A 15619-nucleotide genomic window follows, 5' to 3' on the forward strand; every position below is an offset into this window, starting at 1 on the left:
TCCGCCAAGTGATCGATGCAACATGTACTCGGTTTTTAACCTGCTTTCATAATAGATTTTTATTCTAAAAATCGACAACTTAGTGTAGTTTGAACAAGCAAACAGTTCATTTTCAGGAAAATCACAATGCAAAATATCGGGATGTCGTCAAAACTCGATAATGTCTGCTATGACATTCGAGGACCAGTACTTAAACATGCTAAGCGCATGGAAGAAGAAGGGCACAAAATACTGAAGCTTAACATCGGTAACCCTGCCCCATTTGGTTTCGACGCCCCAGACGAGATCCTAGTTGATGTGATCCGTAACCTACCGACTTCACAAGGTTACTGTGACTCCAAAGGCATCTATTCCGCTCGCAAAGCGGTAGTGCAGTACTACCAGAAAAAAGGTATCCGCAGTCTGGACGTCGAAGATGTGTACATCGGCAACGGTGCTTCAGAGCTTATCGTGATGGCAATGCAAGCCCTGCTGAACAACGGTGATGAAATGCTGGTACCTGCCCCAGACTATCCACTGTGGACAGCTGCGGTTGCGCTTTCTGGCGGCAAAGCCGTGCACTACATCTGTGACGAAGAAGCCGATTGGTATCCCGATCTCGATGATATTCGCAGCAAAATCACCCCAAAAACCCGTGGTATTGTGCTGATCAACCCCAATAACCCAACCGGTGCAGTGTACAGCCGTGATTTCTTATTGGAAATCGTTGAGATTGCCCGCAAGCATAAGTTGATCATTTTCGCCGATGAGATTTACGACAAAGTGCTGTATGACGGCGCAGTGCATACCTCAATCGCCACTTTGGCGGATGATGTGTTAGTGGCAACCTTTAACGGTTTGTCCAAAGCTTATCGTGTGTGTGGTTTCCGTGGTGGCTGGATGTTCCTGACTGGCCCTAAACAACTCGCACAAGGTTATATCGCAGGTCTGGATATGCTTGCCTCGATGCGTTTGTGTGCTAACGTGCCGATGCAGCACGCCATTCAAACCGCACTTGGCGGCTATCAAAGTATCAATGAACTGATTTTGCCAGGTGGCCGTTTGCTGGAGCAACGTGATCGCGCATGGGAAATGATTAACCAAATTCCAGGCATTTCTTGCGTGAAGCCGAAAGGCGCGATGTACTTGTTCCCGAAAATTGATACCAAGATGTACCCGATCAAAGATGACCAGAAAATGGTGCTCGATTTCCTAGTGCAAGAAAAAGTTCTGCTGGTACAAGGCAGTGGCTTTAACTGGCCAAAACCGGATCACTTCCGCATTGTGACTCTGCCACATGTGGAAGATCTGGAAATCGCCATCAGTCGCTTTGAACGCTTTATCACGACTTACAGCCAATAATAGATAGGCAGCAAGTCGCAAAATGACTTGCTGTCGTGGGTAGGCGAAACAGGCTCTCTTTCGGTACACTGAAGAGAGCCTGTTTTTTATCTTCTTTTCAGCGCCATTGGCCGCTGAAAAGCCAATCCATCGGCAAGGAAGTGAGTGTGCTATGCAAGAGAGCCATTTTTTCGCCCACCTCGCGCGCATGAAACTGATTCAGCGCTGGCCATTAATGCGTTCCATCTCCAGTGAGAACATTTCTGAGCACAGCCTGCAAGTTGCCTTTGTCGCACACGCGCTGGCGGTGATCAAAAACAAAAAGTTTGGCGGAACGCTCAACCCTGAGCGCATTGCAATTCTCGCCATGTATCACGATACCAGCGAAGTGCTGACGGGTGATTTGCCAACGCCAATCAAATATTTCAATCCCGAGATCGCCAAGGAATACAAAAAAATCGAAGCGGCAGCAGAGCTGCGTTTGTTGAACATGCTCCCAGAAGAACTGCGCGAGGATTTTCGCCCGTTTCTGGTTTCTAACGCGGCCGATCCACAAGAAAGCGCCATCGTTAAGCAAGCCGATGCGATTTGCGCGTATTTGAAATGTTTGGAAGAACTCAGCGCAGGTAACCACGAATACGCTCAAGCGAAAAAACGCCTAGATGTGACGTTGCGCGAACGGCACAGTGAGGAGATGGACTATTTTCTGCAAACCTTTGCCCCGAGTTTTGAATTAACACTGGACGAAATCAGCTAAGTCGCTATAACTTAAGACATTGTAAGTTAAAACAAAACTGTGCAAGGAGTAACGCGATGCAAGTATCCCTAAACCCTGAGTGGTTAGCTCGTAACAACGATGAGCACAAAATTCGCCGCAACGATCATCGCAGTCCATTTCAGCGCGATCGAGCGCGTATCCTCCATTCGGCGGCGTTTCGGCGCTTGCAAGCCAAAACCCAAGTCCACGGAACGAGCTTGAATGACTTTCATCGCACTCGCCTCACCCATTCACTGGAAGCGGCGCAAATCGGTACCGGCATCGTCGCACAAATTAAACTCAAACAACCGGAATTTCGTGAGCTATTGCCTTCAGACAGCTTGATTGATTCACTCTGCCTTGCGCACGATATCGGCCATCCTCCTTACGGGCATGGCGGTGAAATTGCGCTCAATTATATGATGCGCGATCACGGTGGCTTTGAAGGCAATGCGCAGACTTTCCGGATCGTCACCAGTTTAGAACCTTACACAGAGCATCACGGCATGAACCTGTCGCGCCGCACGCTACTCGGGCTTTTGAAATACCCTGCGCTGCTGAGTGCCACGCGTGCCGCTACACCACCTCCTTCGGTTGCCCACCAACGCCAACTGAAAGCTAAAGATTGGTCACCCGCTAAAGGCATCTATAATTGTGATCTCGCGAGCTTGGACTGGGTACTGGAGCCGCTGTGTGAAAGAGACCGTGAATTGCTGGGGCAAATGCGCGCAGAACCAAGCTCCCCCAAAGAACACCGTAAAACTCGCTTTAAATCGCTCGATTGCTCGATCATGGAACTGGCGGATGACATCGCTTACGGCGTGCATGATCTGGAAGATGCGATTGTGCTGGGTATGGTAACCCGTGCGCAGTGGCAAGAAGCCGCAGCAGCGCAGCTTGCCGAGTGCGGCGATCCTTGGTTTGAAGAACATATTGCCGAGCTCAGTGAGATGCTGTTTTCTGGTAAACACTATGTGCGCAAAGATGCGATTGGCGGCATTGTGAATGCCCTTTTAACCAGTATCAGCGTGAAGCCAGTTGAAGCGCCCTTCCATAATGAACTGTTGGCGTTCAATGCTTATATCGAGCCGCACATGGGCAATGCGCTTGAAGTACTCAAACACTTTGTGAGTCAATACGTGATTCAAATTCCGCAGGTACAGCGCTTTGAATACAAAGGCCAGCAACTGATCATGGATTTGTTTGAAGCGTTAAGTGCTGACCCAGAACGTCTACTGCCACAAGCCACCGGTGAAAAGTGGCAAAAAGCACAGCTGCAAGAAGAAGGGATGCGCGTGATCTGTGATTACATTGCCGCAATGACCGATGCATATGCGCAGCGACTGCATCAGCAGCTCTTCTCGGCACAGAGTCATTACTGACGGTAATTTCGCTCGAAAACGCCTTCCGGCATCTGATCAATCTGATATTGAATCATGGCATCAAACACCTTGAGCAGTGGTGAAAAGTCACACTCAGGTTGCCACTGCTGGAGCAGATGATAACCCGCCTCCACAGTCGAAAGCGCAGTATCATCCGGCGCTTTACGAATTCGGTAATGTCCAACACACTCGTCCGGCAAACGCAGACTCGGTAACTCATGCAGTTGAGTGTTGATTTGCCACATCTTGTAGGCTTTTTTCCACGTCCCATCGAGCAAAATCACCCGCGTTTTGCGCGCTGTCGCAAGGCTTATCTCGGCGCATTCTTGCGCGTGTTCATTCGGATAAAGCACATAGTGGTCCACATCCGGCTCTGCCAGCAGTTGGTTTAGCTCGTCATGCTCACGAAAATCCTCCCCCACCCACAGCCGACAATTGGCCAATGACAAGCTGAGAATGCGCGCGGTACCGAGTGGGCGCTTTTGTTCCGTTGGATGTTGAAGAATGATAAGCTCAACCGCACTTTCCAGCGCGACAATGGACGGACACAAGCACGCTTTACGCGCTTTACCACACTCTGAACAATAACGGGACATGACGTGAATCTTTACCTGCTGTTATTGGCTATAAGCCTGTTGAGTTTAAGTCTGCAGTGGCCACCACTGCATGAGCTGACTCTGTGGCACTTCAGCGCCATAGAACAAGGTCAATGGTGGCGCATCCTAACAGGAAACTTCGCGCACACCAACTTTGCCCACTGGGCGATGAACCTTACCGCTTTGTGGATCATCAGTTTTGTGTTTAAACCCACGGCTCGTCAGCTGCTGATCCCACTGCTACTGATCAGCCTTGCGGTGGGGGGGATGATTTTAGCCTCCGACATGCAGTTTTATGTTGGGCTCTCTGGCACCTTGCATGGTTTATTTGCTTACTACGCGCTGAGTGAAGCCCTTAATGGGCGGCGCAGCAGTTGGCTGTTAGTGCTTGGCGTTATCGGTAAAGTGGCATGGGAGCAGTGGTTTGGCGCATCAGCCAGTACCGCAGAACTGATTGGCGCGCGAGTAGCCACCGAAGCCCACTTGGCAGGTTTAATCAGCGGTTTGGTGCTTGCTGTGGGGTGTTTCTTTACCTTGCGGCGTAAAGCAGCGCGATAAACACGATAAAAAAAGCCGAACATTATGCGTTCAGCCTTTTTTTCTCTTACTTTTTTATTTTTAGCAGTTGAGTATCACTCAAAAAACCAATTAGCAGCCGTATTGTTTGGCAATGTACGCCTCAAATTGGCGGCACATCTCCTCATCCGAATCACGGTTGGAAGCCAGCTCAGTGGCACCATCAATCACACGGATCTGCGCATTTAATGAAGCGGGGTTGGCTTGCTCACGCGTCGCCAATTGCGCCATTTTGTGCTGCTGCTTTTTCCATGCGTCTTCCGGAGTTAAGTTACAGGCATCCGCAAGATAGCGAGCATTAAAGCCTTCACCTGTGAGGTTCACAATGGTGTCATTGTGAGAAAGTGCATTGCCTTGCTGCCAATAATGCTTCGCCAGTAGTGGCCCAATCGCTGGGTTATCGGTCAGATAACCAAACTGCCCAAGGAAATAAGCGCGAGTTTGGTACACCGCCATGTGCGCCAACAAGTAACCGTGATAAGCACACGCCGATTCATCGGATAACAGATGCGGGATCGCCATCAGCGGACGCGGACTGCATTCTAGGCCGATAATGCGCTTTTCGGTAGCTCGAGCCAATTCAGTGACTCGCTCTGCGGTTAGCTCTTCCTCGCTCAGTTCATACAATGCTCGCTCAAAATACGGCACGAGCAAAATACTGCGCTCTTCGTAAGCTTTAAACGGTTGGCGGCTAAACACCATGGCTTTAATGGTTTCGTCAGGTACGGTATTACCCTGCGCATCTTTGGCATAGGTTTTCAACCAGTCGGCATCCATCAATAGACTATCGCAGAACATGGATTGCGTTTCGGCGTACGCCATAGAAGTTGGTGCAAATTCTTGTGAAAAACACGGCGCGTTCATCTTCACATTAGCAAAGTGCGCCGCGTGCCCACCTTCATGGAACAAGGTGTTGATGCCATCGTAACCACTGCCTACCTGATCTGGCTTAGCATTACTGGTGAAATTGACTTTCGCCGCCACCCACTGACCTTGGTCGTAAAACGCCGGAATTGGCCCATGGCAGAAACCGTTGGGGTATTTGCCTTTACGATCCAGCAAATCGAGCGTCAGTGCAGCGCCACTAAATTCGATGTTGAGGCGACCAAAAGACTCCACCCAACGACGCAGCGATTGCGAAAATGGCACGTATGGATCCAGCTCACGCATCACATCGCCCGCAAACGAATAGATGAAGTTATGTCCTTGCAGCGCTTGCTCCCCCTTGCTTTGTGAGAGTTCCGCTAAGCTGGTGAAGTGGCGATCACGCGTGCGCTGTTCAAAATCATCCAAAATGGTGAACAGTTGCTCAGTGGTCATCTTCTCTTTTTTGGCCACAGAGTAATCAAAAAAGGTTTTATAACCTAAGCTGCGCGCAAAATGATTACGACGCTTCACCAGCTCTAAAAATCCGTTTTGTAATAGCCACTGTTCTAAGCTCAAGAAAGCCTGATGGGCGCTGCGACGTACCGCTTCTTGATCATGAGTACGCACCGTGGAGCCTAAGGTGACAATCGAGGCTTCTACCGCTTCGCCCTGTTCGTTGGTGTAAGTCAGCACATGCTTCTGTTTTTTCTCGAACAGATCGGCCTCAAATTGGATTAATCCGGCTTTGAGTGACTGCGCTTGCTCTGACTCCAACGCATGGCTTTCAAACATCGCGAGCCAGCCTTGTAAGCCCGTTAAGGTTTGTGCTTTTTCTTCGCTGTCGGAGATCTGTTCAGCCAATTCGATTTGCTGACGAATTTCTTCAATCCGCGCACCATTGCTCAAAAACTGAGTCCACTCGGTTTGTGCCTTTGCAGAACCCGCATGATCATCACTCAGCCCCATGTAGGTATCCCAGAAGAAATCTTCTTTCACACGATGGATGTTCAGATAACGGTGGTTAAGTTGGTTGAGGTAGTGTGTCGCAGACATAACAATCCTTATTGATGATTTTCCTTGCTCTTCTTGTCGAGATTAGAAGAGTCGATGAAGGCGCATTATCGCACGATGCTGCGTGATGCGAGCAGGCACTCCGAGAAATGCGATAGTGCCTGCTGTCCATTGAATTTTACTGATGGGGGATTATTTCGAGACGAGCGTATTAAGCTTTTCACCCAGTAGCGGCAAACGCCACCCTTGCATTAAATCAGGCAAGCGGGCTGGGTCGCGATCGCGTTTCCACACCCAACTCAGCAGTTGGTTAAGCTGTTTTTTCGACGCCAAAAATTCGGTCGCAAGGCCACTGGTGTTCGAAACGCTCTTTACTTCATCTTTCAAACGTTTGAACAACTGCTTGTAACCTGGGTATTCCATAATTGGCACGATTTCTGGCGGGTAAGCATCGGCTGGCGTTTCCAGCGCCGCCTTGACCATAGCAATAATTTTGCTGCTGTGACGACGGATCGCATGCGGGTCTACACCCTCTTCTTCCATGCGTTTCGGGCTACGTAGTGCCAAACGCGAAATGGTCAGTAAGTCCGTTTCTTTAATCACGAAGTTGAGCGCCAAATCTCGGTTCACTGCTTCATGATAACGCCATGTTGCTAATGGTTTGAGGATCGCCAGTTCTTTAGGCTTAAGCTGCCAAGCACCTTTAATATCTAAGTAAGCGTGCTCTGGGTTGCTGACTTTGATGCGCTTCGCCACTTGCAGTTCACTTTCTTGCAGCGCCGCTTCCCACCAACCGGCGTGAGTCACTCGCTCCAGCAATTTTTCGTACATCGGCAGCAGATAGAACACATCGGCCGCTGCGTATTCCAATTGTTTGTCGCTCAGTGGGCGCGCTAACCAATCGGTACGTGATTCGCTTTTATCTAACTCAACTTGCAGTTGATCTTGCACTAACGCCGCAAATCCAGTGGATAAACCATAGCCCAAAAACGCGGCCATGATCTGAGTATCCACCATAGGGAAAGGAGTACAGCCAAACGCGTTCTGGAATACTTCCAAATCTTCGCCACAGGCATGCAGCACTTTCAATACCGAAGTGTCCTGCAATAACTCGACAAACGGTGTCATTTCATCCATCACAGTCGGATCGATCAGCGACAGGTTTTCCCCGTCAAACATCTGGATCAATCCCAGTTGTGGGAAGAAAGTACGGGTGCGGACAAATTCAGTATCCAGCATCACCACATCCGCATCACGGGCGGCAAGACAGACTCGTTGTAGATCGCCAAGTTGGGTAATAATTTGATAATTCACAGATAACTCGCTGTTGTTGCTCAAAAGAAGAGACACTTCTTTTGAAAGAAAATGCCGGCAGTTAAGGCCGGCACTCTAACATTAAAAAACACTCGCAGATGGATACAGCTTATGCGCTTTCTTTAGCCTTTGCCGCTAATTGTGCGTCATTTTCTTCACGCAGCACACGACGCAGGATTTTGCCCACGTTGGTTTTTGGCAGATCGTCACGGAATTCAACCAATTTTGGCACTTTGTAACCGGTAAGATGTTTACGACAGTGGGCAATCACTTCGTCTTTAGTTAGGCTCGGATCACGCTTCACCACATAAATCTTCACCAACTCACCAGAAGCATCGTTAGGCTGACCAATCGCCGCCACTTCAAGCACTTTGCCGTGCAGCGCCACCACATCTTCAATCTCATTCGGATAAACGTTAAAACCCGATACCAGAATCATGTCTTTCTTACGATCAACAATATGCAGCAGACCTTGATCATCAAATTTCACGATATCGCCAGTTGATAACCAACCATCGACATTCAGCACTTCTTTGGTTGCTTCTGGACGTTGCCAGTAACCTTGCATCACCTGTGGGCCACGCACTTGCAGCTCACCAACTTGATCGTTAGACAGTACATTGCCTTCATCATCGATAATGCGCACTTCGGTTGAAGGTACAGGCAAACCAATGGCTCCGGTGTAATCGGTCAAGTCGTAAGGGTTGCCGGTAACCAGTGGCGAACACTCGGTCAAGCCATAGCCTTCTAGCAAATGGACACCGGTAGTCTTTTTCCAACGCTCGGCGACAGCGCGTTGTACCGCCATACCGCCACCTACCGCTAACTTCATATTTTTGAAGTCTAGCTCGTGGAAATCTTCGTTATTAACCAGCGCATTAAATAGGGTGTTTACACCGGTAATCGCCGTGAATGGGTACTTTTGCAGCTCTTTCACAAAGCCCGGGATATCACGCGGGTTAGTGATCAGTAAGTTACGACCGCCCATTTCAATAAACAGCAAACAGTTTACAGTCAAGGCAAACACGTGATACAGCGGCAACGCGGTAACCACCAGCTCACGACCTTCTTGCAGCACAGGGCCGTAAGCGCCTTTGGCTTGCAGCACGTTTGCCACCATGTTGCGGTGAGTCAGAATCGCGCCTTTAGCCACACCCGTTGTACCGCCGGTGTATTGTAGGAAGGCAATGTCTTCACCTGACATAAACGGCTTCACATATTGCAGACGGCGACCTTTGTGCAGCGCTTTACGCATCGAAATCGCTCCCGGCAGATCGTACTTAGGCACCATGCCTTTAACGTATTTCACCACGAAGTCGACAATCGTGCCTTTCGCGCGTGGCAGCATCTGCCCCAAGCTGGTCAGCACCACATGCTTGACCTGAGTATTGGCAACGATTTGCTCTAAGGTGTTGGCAAAGTTTGAAACGATCACAATCGCGCGCGCATCCGCATCATTCAGTTGATGCTCTAGCTCACGTGGGGTGTAAAGTGGGTTGACGTTCACCGCGATCATACCTGCACGCAGAACACCAAACAACGCCACAGGGTATTGCAGCAAGTTCGGCATCATCAGGGCGACACGGTCACCCTTCTTCAATTTCAGATCATTTTGCAGGTAGGCCGCAAATGCACGGCTGCGCTCTTCTAGCTTACGGAATGTCATCACCGCGCCCATGTTCATGAAGGCTGGCTGATCCGCGTACTTATGTACCGATTGTTCAAACATTTCGACCAGTGATGGGTACTGATCAGGATTAATGGTTTCCGGTACGTCTTTCGGATAACGTGAAAGCCAAGGTTTATCCACGGTAATACTCCTCGTTATTGGCTGGCGCTATTCTTGTTGTTGTCATGCAGTTATTATGCAAATGCTGACCGCTATTACAGCACAGCCGAAGTGGTTGAGCACGCAACTCTCAAACACTTGTTTAAATTTTGTTAACTAAGCCAAAAATCAATTCAGCGACTGATTGTGGCAGTTCAAGATGGCAGTGATGACTACCCGTTACAGTATCAATCGGGATTGCCGCAAGATTCTCTTTTTGCACTCTCTGCTTAAGCGAAGCAAACCCCTGAGTTCCTAAAATCACCTGTTGCGGGCAACACACTTGCTCGCGGATCTGCGCCGCTTGCTCAGGCGACATACGAGACAAAGAATCTGCTTTGAGCTTAGGATCATGTCGCCAGAAGCATTGCCCATCACGCATTTGAGTGCCTCGTTCTACCAGTGGACGTAACAACTCACCGGGCAACTGATTGGCCAAAGCACGATGGCGAAGTGCATGTTCAAAGCTGGAATAACCGCGAGGCTTAGTGTTACGTAACGTATGACGAGAGCGAACACCTTGCCGCAAACGCGTGACACTGTGCGTGGCAGGTTCAGAGAGTGGGCCAAAGCCTTCAATCTGCACTAAGCCGTTCACTTGCTCAGGAAAGGCGGCACTATAACAACTTGCGATTAAAGCACCAAGCGAATGGCCTACTAGCAGCCGTTTGTTTGGCGATAAGTTGAGCAAAAGCTGATCAATATCGTCGATATAATCATGAAATGGGTAATAACCCGCTCTATGGCTGGATAAACCATGCCCAGGCAGATCAATCGCGCACAAATGCAAATCAGGGCACAAATGATGTAGTGCCTGCATGAGTGAGAAAAAACTCGCGGCGTTATCAAGCCAGCCATGAATAAAAATGACCGATACCTCGGCCATTTTTGCATCACCTACTTCCACAGCGGCTAACGGGCCCTGTTCAAGCAAGTATGTGGTGTTGATCAGCTTCATTTGACCTCTTGGATTATCCGCCCATCACGATCAGGCATGCTACGAGGCCAGCAGTAGAAACCGCGACAAGGGAACATGTAGGGACCAATATCATCCACTTCTACCCTCTCTTCAACGCGCCACAAATGGAAGCCTTGGGCATTCATCACTGGGTAGGTGTGCTCATAATCCCCGACTTTCCCAACTTCAGGCTCTGCGGTTGCGCCGTAAAGCGTCAGCAAACGACCTTCACCATAAGTAATTGGATCTAAAAATCCCTTAACGTAAGCGACAAATCGACCTTGAGGCTCTTGATGAATATTGGGACGCCCTGCGCTATCAATCGGCAGGTTGACCAATTCAACGCGGGTACGATCTTTTTGGTTGCTGATATTGGCAACAACTCCACCCATTCGGACCGGTGATTTCGCAGCAGGATCCAGATCGAGCCAAGCCGCATACTCAGTCACCACTGTTTTATCATCCGGTTTGCCCAACTCAGGTGGCAAACTCGCACAGGCAGACAGCAGCAAAGCGATGGCTGGTATAAAAAGTTTCATCAAATGTATCTTCACTGAATTGACCTCATTTTTAGATGTAGATATCGACCCCAAGCAACTGCGCAAGTTCCTCTTTGCGCGCTTGGTTCATCACATCCAGATATTCTTCCATCGCCTTTCGAGCACGCCCTTCGGGTAAATCGTACTGCACTTGCGCGCGATGAATATCAGACTCACTGACTTGACGAATCGATTCCGCCACCGCCGTTGCAACTTTGCTGGTCGATGAAACGCTCTTGCCACTCTCGCTCTGGCTAACTTCACCCTTTTTCCCCGTTTTAGAGGTTTTATTGGTGCCGGGCAGCCGCGCTGGAGGTAATCCATTAATTGAAACCATACTGTTCCTATCGATTAGCGAGTGAGTGAGCGCTCATCTTCTGCCTTACTCTCGGCCAGGCAGCTTTTTCCAAGCCACAGTATCACGCAGATACACTGGGCTTGCCTGCTCAACACTCATGGTATTGCCTTGCGCCAATTCAAACTGAGCCAAATAAGCAATATCTTGCGAATCTGGGTAAAGCACTTCACTGGTTTGCACTTGCAGTGGCAGATCCGCCAGTGCTGGGTAAGCGTCCCACCCTGTTCCGGCTTTGCCCCAAACCTGCTCGTCTTGCGTCAAGGTCTGCGCCAACAGCGCAGGCGCAATCACACACTCCGCTTCCGCGGCTTGCCAACTGCCATCTTCTTGACGCACATAGCGCCCCCAATACACTTCTTCCATGCGCGCATCAATGGCACTGGCAACATGGGTCATGCCTTGTAGGCGATACGCGGCTTGCGCCATTGCCGCTAAGGTGGAAATGCCAATCATCGGCAGATTCGCACCAAATGCTAAACCTTGTGCAATTCCAATGCCAATCCGTACCCCAGTAAAACTCCCTGGGCCACGACCAAAAGCCAAAGCATCCAATTCTTGTAGCGTTACGCCTGCTTCTTTTAATACTTCGTCCACCATAGGCAATACTTTTTTGGTGTGATCACGCGGGGCGATTTCACTGCGTGAATAAACGGTATTGCCGACGAGTAGCGCGACGGAACAGCGCTCGGTGGCGGTATCTAAGGCGAGAATTTTTACGCTCATGAGTCTCTCTGATTGATTTCAGTTACAGCTAATTGTTGTAGAAAAGTGGTGACTACGTCCAGATCCCGTGTGCGCGGAATCGGCGGTAAACTGGCGAGGAACACCCCACCATAATCGCGCGTGACCAGTCGATTGTCACAGATGATCAACGCGCCTTTATCGTTTTTATCGCGGATCAGACGACCCACACCTTGCTTTAAGGTGATCACCGCTTCCGGCAGTTGCACTTGGGCAAATGGGTCACCACCACGCAGGCGGCAGTCTTCAATGCGAGCTTTGAGCAACGGATCATCGGGTGCGGTAAACGGAAGTTTGTCGATGATAACACAGCTTAAGGTATCGCCTCTAACGTCAATCCCTTCCCAAAACGCGCCAGTGGCGACCAAGAGCGCATTGCCCAGCTCCATAAATTCGGCCAGCGTTTTCTGTTTGCTGGTTTCACCTTGCATCAAAACCGGTAAGGTTAAACGTTCACGAAAACGTTCGCCTAAATCACGCATCATGCTGTGCGAGGTACACAAAAAGAAGCAGCGCCCTTGGTTGTGCTCAATCACGGGCGCGAGCATACGCACCAGTTTATCTGCCAGTCCGGGACTATTCGGTTCTGGCAGATAACGAGGCACACACAATACGGCCTGTTGTTGATAATCAAACGGGCTGACCAGTGAGAATTGCGCGCTCGGGATTAACCCAAGCCGCTCAGTAAAATGGCTGAAATTATCGTTGACCGCCAAGGTCGCGGAAGTGAATATCCACGCGCCCTCTTTTTGTTCAATCTGCTCACGAAATTTATCCGCTACAGACAGTGGCGTGATGTGCAAACTGAAATGACGCGGAGTGGTGTCATACCAATAGGAATAACCGGTGATAGAGACATCACACACACGGCGAATTCGGCCTAAAATCAGTGTGGCACGTTCAAACGCAGTATCCAGAAGCTGGCTGCGACCTAAAGCTAACTTGAGTACATCCAACGCAAATTGCAGCGCTTCATTGAGCCGTTCGACTTCCCTTGCCACCGTGGGTACTTTCAGCACTTCACGCCAGTTGCCGCGATAGCCTGGCTCGCCAAGCACAATGCGCAAATCCATCGCAGCCTGCACTAGCTTATCCGACACCTTTTGTAGCTGGCGCATGTCTTTCGCTTCGGTGCGATAACCGAGTTCAATGTCTTTCGCCAGCTCTTGCACTTGGCGGCTCGATACCGACTGCCCAAAATATTGGCTCGCGATGTCCGGCAGTTGGTGTGCTTCATCGAAAATGAACACTTCTGCTTCAGGAATTAACTCACCGAAGCCGGTTTCTTTGATCGCCAAATCGGCCAGAAACAGGTGATGGTTCACCACGACCACATCGGCATCCATCGCGCGACGGCGAGCTTTGGAAACAAAGCAGTCTTGGTAGCTGGCGCATTCTTTACCTAAGCAGTTGTCATTGGTCGACGTTATGGTGGGAATAATCAGGCTATCTTCCGCCAGATCGTCACATTCCCCTAAATCACCACTTTGCGTGCTGGCTGCCCAACTGCGCACTTTCACCAACTGAGTGAGCAGCGAGGGATCGGATTCAGGAGTGTGGCTTTCCACCATTTGCCGACTTAAGCGATCAAGGCAGAGATAGTTAGCACGGCCTTTAAGCAGTGCCACTTGGCCGAAAAAGCCCAACGCACTGACCATCAAAGGCAAATCACGATGAAACAGCTGCTCTTGCAAGTTTTTAGAACCGGTACTGATGATGACCTTTTTGCCACTGAGCAAGGCTGGTACTAAATACGCAAAGGTTTTTCCGGTTCCCGTTCCGGCTTCAACCACCAACTGAGATTGGTTGGCAATAGCACTGGCAACGGCTTTCGCCATATCCACTTGTGCTTGTCTGGGTTGAAAGCCCGGAATCGCTTGGCCTAATGCGCCTTGCTGGGAAAAGGTTTTTTCAATCATGCCAATTCTATGTGCAAAGGAAATGGCGCGATTATGGCAGGTTTTGCACAGCGGCGCGAATCGCAATCACCTCCACACCGCAAAGAACAAATTACTTGCGATTGAGATAACGAGAGAGCCAAGATGGTGCATCGTAACCCGAAGATGAAGCCACAGGCGTCATGGCTTTCACTGCTTCAGAGGGAGAGGCTCGATGTTCCCACATCTCTTCCAAAATATGCTCATCTATAGGTTGATCCCTAAGCAGTGTTCCAATCCGCTCAACATACAATTTACGTGCGAGAAGTTCTTTATCCATATACAACCACCTTACAACTCTCATTAATAAGAAACGGCTAACCCAATGCGCAAGAAACCTGAGTATTCCTTGGCTAAAGCGATTGAATCTGTATTGATAATAGATTAATTATAGGTGCGTATTTGCGTGCTGCCTCACCGTTCGGACGCCGCTAATTTGTTTTTTAGAATGAAAAAAATCGCTAGCCTCAAACTGGTTGAAATTGCTGCCAATACCTGTGATTTCAAAAAGCTAGGGCATATTTCTTTTTGCATGGAAGTAGTTATCAATGGAAAAAAAAACCCTGCTGACGCATTGTCCTGATGCGCCGGGACTGATCTCAAAAATCACCAATATTTGTTATAAACATCAACTCAACATTATTCACAACAACGAATTTGTGGATAACACCAGCGGCCATTTCTTCATGCGTACCGAGTTGGAAGGCTATTTCAATGACGCGACTTTATTGGCTGACCTTGACCATGCTCTGCCACAAGGTACACGCCGTAAACTGATCAGTTCTACCCGCAAACGCATCGTCGTACTCGTAACGAAAGAAGCCCACTGTCTGGGTGATATTCTGATGAAGAATTACGATGGCAGCTTGGATGTCGACATCGCCGCTGTAGTCGGCAACTATGACTCTTTGCAACGTTTAACCGAACGTTTTGATATTCCTTACCACTGTGTTTCCCATGAGGGTTTATCTCGTGAAGAACACGAACAAGCGCTATTAGAGGTGATTGACCAATATCAGCCGGATTATCTGGTACTCGCCAAATACATGCGTGTATTAACACCCGGTTTTGTTGAACGTTTCCACCATAAGATCATCAATATCCATCACAGCTTCTTGCCTGCCTTTATTGGTGCGAAACCCTACCAACAGGCTTATGACCGTGGGGTAAAAATCATTGGTGCGACGGCGCACTTTGTGACGAATGACCTCGATGAAGGCCCAATCATCAAACAAGACGTGATTCCGGTCGACCACACCTTTAGCGCGCAAGACATGGCGCAAGCAGGACGTGATGTGGAGAAAAATGTGCTCAGTAAAGCACTCAACAAAGTGCTGAATGACCATGTGTTTGTCTACGGCAACAAAACTGTCATTTTGTAATTCCTACTTTCCAACCAGAAACAACAAAGGGCATCGAAGTGCCCTTTAAATTT

At 49.3% G+C, this 15619-nt stretch carries 15 protein-coding genes; 5 read left to right on the forward strand and 10 right to left on the reverse strand.

What is annotated here, in order from left to right; genetic code table 11:
• The first annotated feature begins 126 nt into the window (after positions 1 to 126).
• The 3 genes from VOA_RS03575 (at position 127) to VOA_RS03565 (ending at position 3459) form a co-directional block, all read left to right on the forward strand.
• The gene (locus VOA_RS03575) at positions 127 to 1341 is read left to right on the forward strand and encodes a pyridoxal phosphate-dependent aminotransferase (protein WP_001179459.1); all 1215 of its coding nucleotides are present in this window, start codon (positions 127 to 129) and stop codon (positions 1339 to 1341) included.
• Between the two features lie 151 nt (positions 1342 to 1492).
• Complete coding sequence (yfbR, locus tag VOA_RS03570; RefSeq protein ID WP_001158192.1) at positions 1493 to 2077, forward strand: 5'-deoxynucleotidase; 585 nt, start codon at positions 1493 to 1495, stop codon at positions 2075 to 2077.
• A 56-nt stretch (positions 2078 to 2133) separates the two neighbouring features.
• A complete protein-coding gene (locus tag VOA_RS03565) occupies positions 2134 to 3459 on the forward strand; it encodes an anti-phage deoxyguanosine triphosphatase (RefSeq protein WP_001198181.1) in 1326 nt (441 codons plus the stop codon).
• On the opposite strand, the gene VOA_RS03560 is transcribed toward VOA_RS03565, so the two are convergent.
• The gene (locus VOA_RS03560; RefSeq protein ID WP_000092438.1) at positions 3453 to 4055 is read right to left on the reverse strand and encodes a tRNA-uridine aminocarboxypropyltransferase; all 603 of its coding nucleotides are present in this window, start codon (positions 4053 to 4055) and stop codon (positions 3453 to 3455) included. The genes VOA_RS03565 and VOA_RS03560 overlap by 7 nt on opposite strands.
• Positions 4056 to 4058: 3 nt before the next feature.
• Between VOA_RS03560 and rrtA the strand changes: the two genes are divergently transcribed.
• The gene (gene rrtA, locus VOA_RS03555) at positions 4059 to 4613 is read left to right on the forward strand and encodes a rhombosortase (protein ID WP_001055421.1); all 555 of its coding nucleotides are present in this window, start codon (positions 4059 to 4061) and stop codon (positions 4611 to 4613) included.
• A 90-nt stretch (positions 4614 to 4703) separates the two neighbouring features.
• Here the strand turns inward: rrtA and VOA_RS03550 are convergent, their stop codons facing one another.
• The 9 genes from VOA_RS03550 to VOA_RS19920 form a co-directional block, all read right to left on the reverse strand.
• Entirely contained in the window at positions 4704 to 6551 is a 1848-nt protein-coding gene (locus VOA_RS03550; RefSeq protein WP_001276861.1) for a M3 family metallopeptidase, read from the reverse strand.
• A 150-nt stretch (positions 6552 to 6701) separates the two neighbouring features.
• Positions 6702 to 7823, reverse strand: coding sequence for a ribonuclease D (gene rnd, locus VOA_RS03545; RefSeq protein ID WP_032468411.1), 1122 nt, complete (start codon positions 7821 to 7823; stop codon positions 6702 to 6704).
• 109 nt (positions 7824 to 7932) lie between these two features.
• Positions 7933 to 9633, reverse strand: a complete 1701-nt coding sequence (fadD, locus tag VOA_RS03540; RefSeq protein ID WP_000360593.1) for a long-chain-fatty-acid--CoA ligase FadD — start codon at positions 9631 to 9633, stop codon at positions 7933 to 7935.
• A 121-nt stretch (positions 9634 to 9754) separates the two neighbouring features.
• A complete protein-coding gene (locus tag VOA_RS03535; RefSeq protein WP_000767209.1) occupies positions 9755 to 10609 on the reverse strand; it encodes an alpha/beta hydrolase in 855 nt (284 codons plus the stop codon).
• The gene (locus VOA_RS03530) at positions 10606 to 11163 is read right to left on the reverse strand and encodes a Slp family lipoprotein (RefSeq protein WP_032468377.1); all 558 of its coding nucleotides are present in this window, start codon (positions 11161 to 11163) and stop codon (positions 10606 to 10608) included. Before VOA_RS03530 ends, VOA_RS03535 begins: the two co-directional genes overlap by 4 nt.
• A 16-nt stretch (positions 11164 to 11179) precedes the next feature.
• Positions 11180 to 11485 (reverse strand): hypothetical protein, encoded by a 306-nt coding sequence (locus VOA_RS03525; protein ID WP_000253642.1) that lies wholly within the window; start codon positions 11483 to 11485, stop codon positions 11180 to 11182.
• A gap of 45 nt (positions 11486 to 11530) precedes the next feature.
• Positions 11531 to 12229 (reverse strand): tRNA (adenosine(37)-N6)-threonylcarbamoyltransferase complex dimerization subunit type 1 TsaB, encoded by a 699-nt coding sequence (gene tsaB, locus VOA_RS03520; protein ID WP_000111666.1) that lies wholly within the window; start codon positions 12227 to 12229, stop codon positions 11531 to 11533.
• Complete coding sequence (locus VOA_RS03515; RefSeq protein ID WP_000570819.1) at positions 12226 to 14166, reverse strand: ATP-dependent DNA helicase; 1941 nt, start codon at positions 14164 to 14166, stop codon at positions 12226 to 12228. The genes tsaB and VOA_RS03515 overlap by 4 nt, the downstream gene beginning before the upstream one ends.
• A gap of 91 nt (positions 14167 to 14257) precedes the next feature.
• Positions 14258 to 14464, reverse strand: coding sequence for a hypothetical protein (locus tag VOA_RS19920; RefSeq protein WP_000356697.1), 207 nt, complete (start codon positions 14462 to 14464; stop codon positions 14258 to 14260).
• 268 nt (positions 14465 to 14732) lie between these two features.
• Here VOA_RS19920 and purU point away from each other — a divergent pair, with 268 nt between their 5' ends.
• The gene (gene purU / locus VOA_RS03505; protein ID WP_000412708.1) at positions 14733 to 15566 is read left to right on the forward strand and encodes a formyltetrahydrofolate deformylase; all 834 of its coding nucleotides are present in this window, start codon (positions 14733 to 14735) and stop codon (positions 15564 to 15566) included.
• Positions 15567 to 15619 lie beyond the last annotated feature (53 nt).

Source organism: Vibrio sp. RC586 (assembly GCF_000176715.1).
Taxonomy (GTDB): domain Bacteria; phylum Pseudomonadota; class Gammaproteobacteria; order Enterobacterales; family Vibrionaceae; genus Vibrio.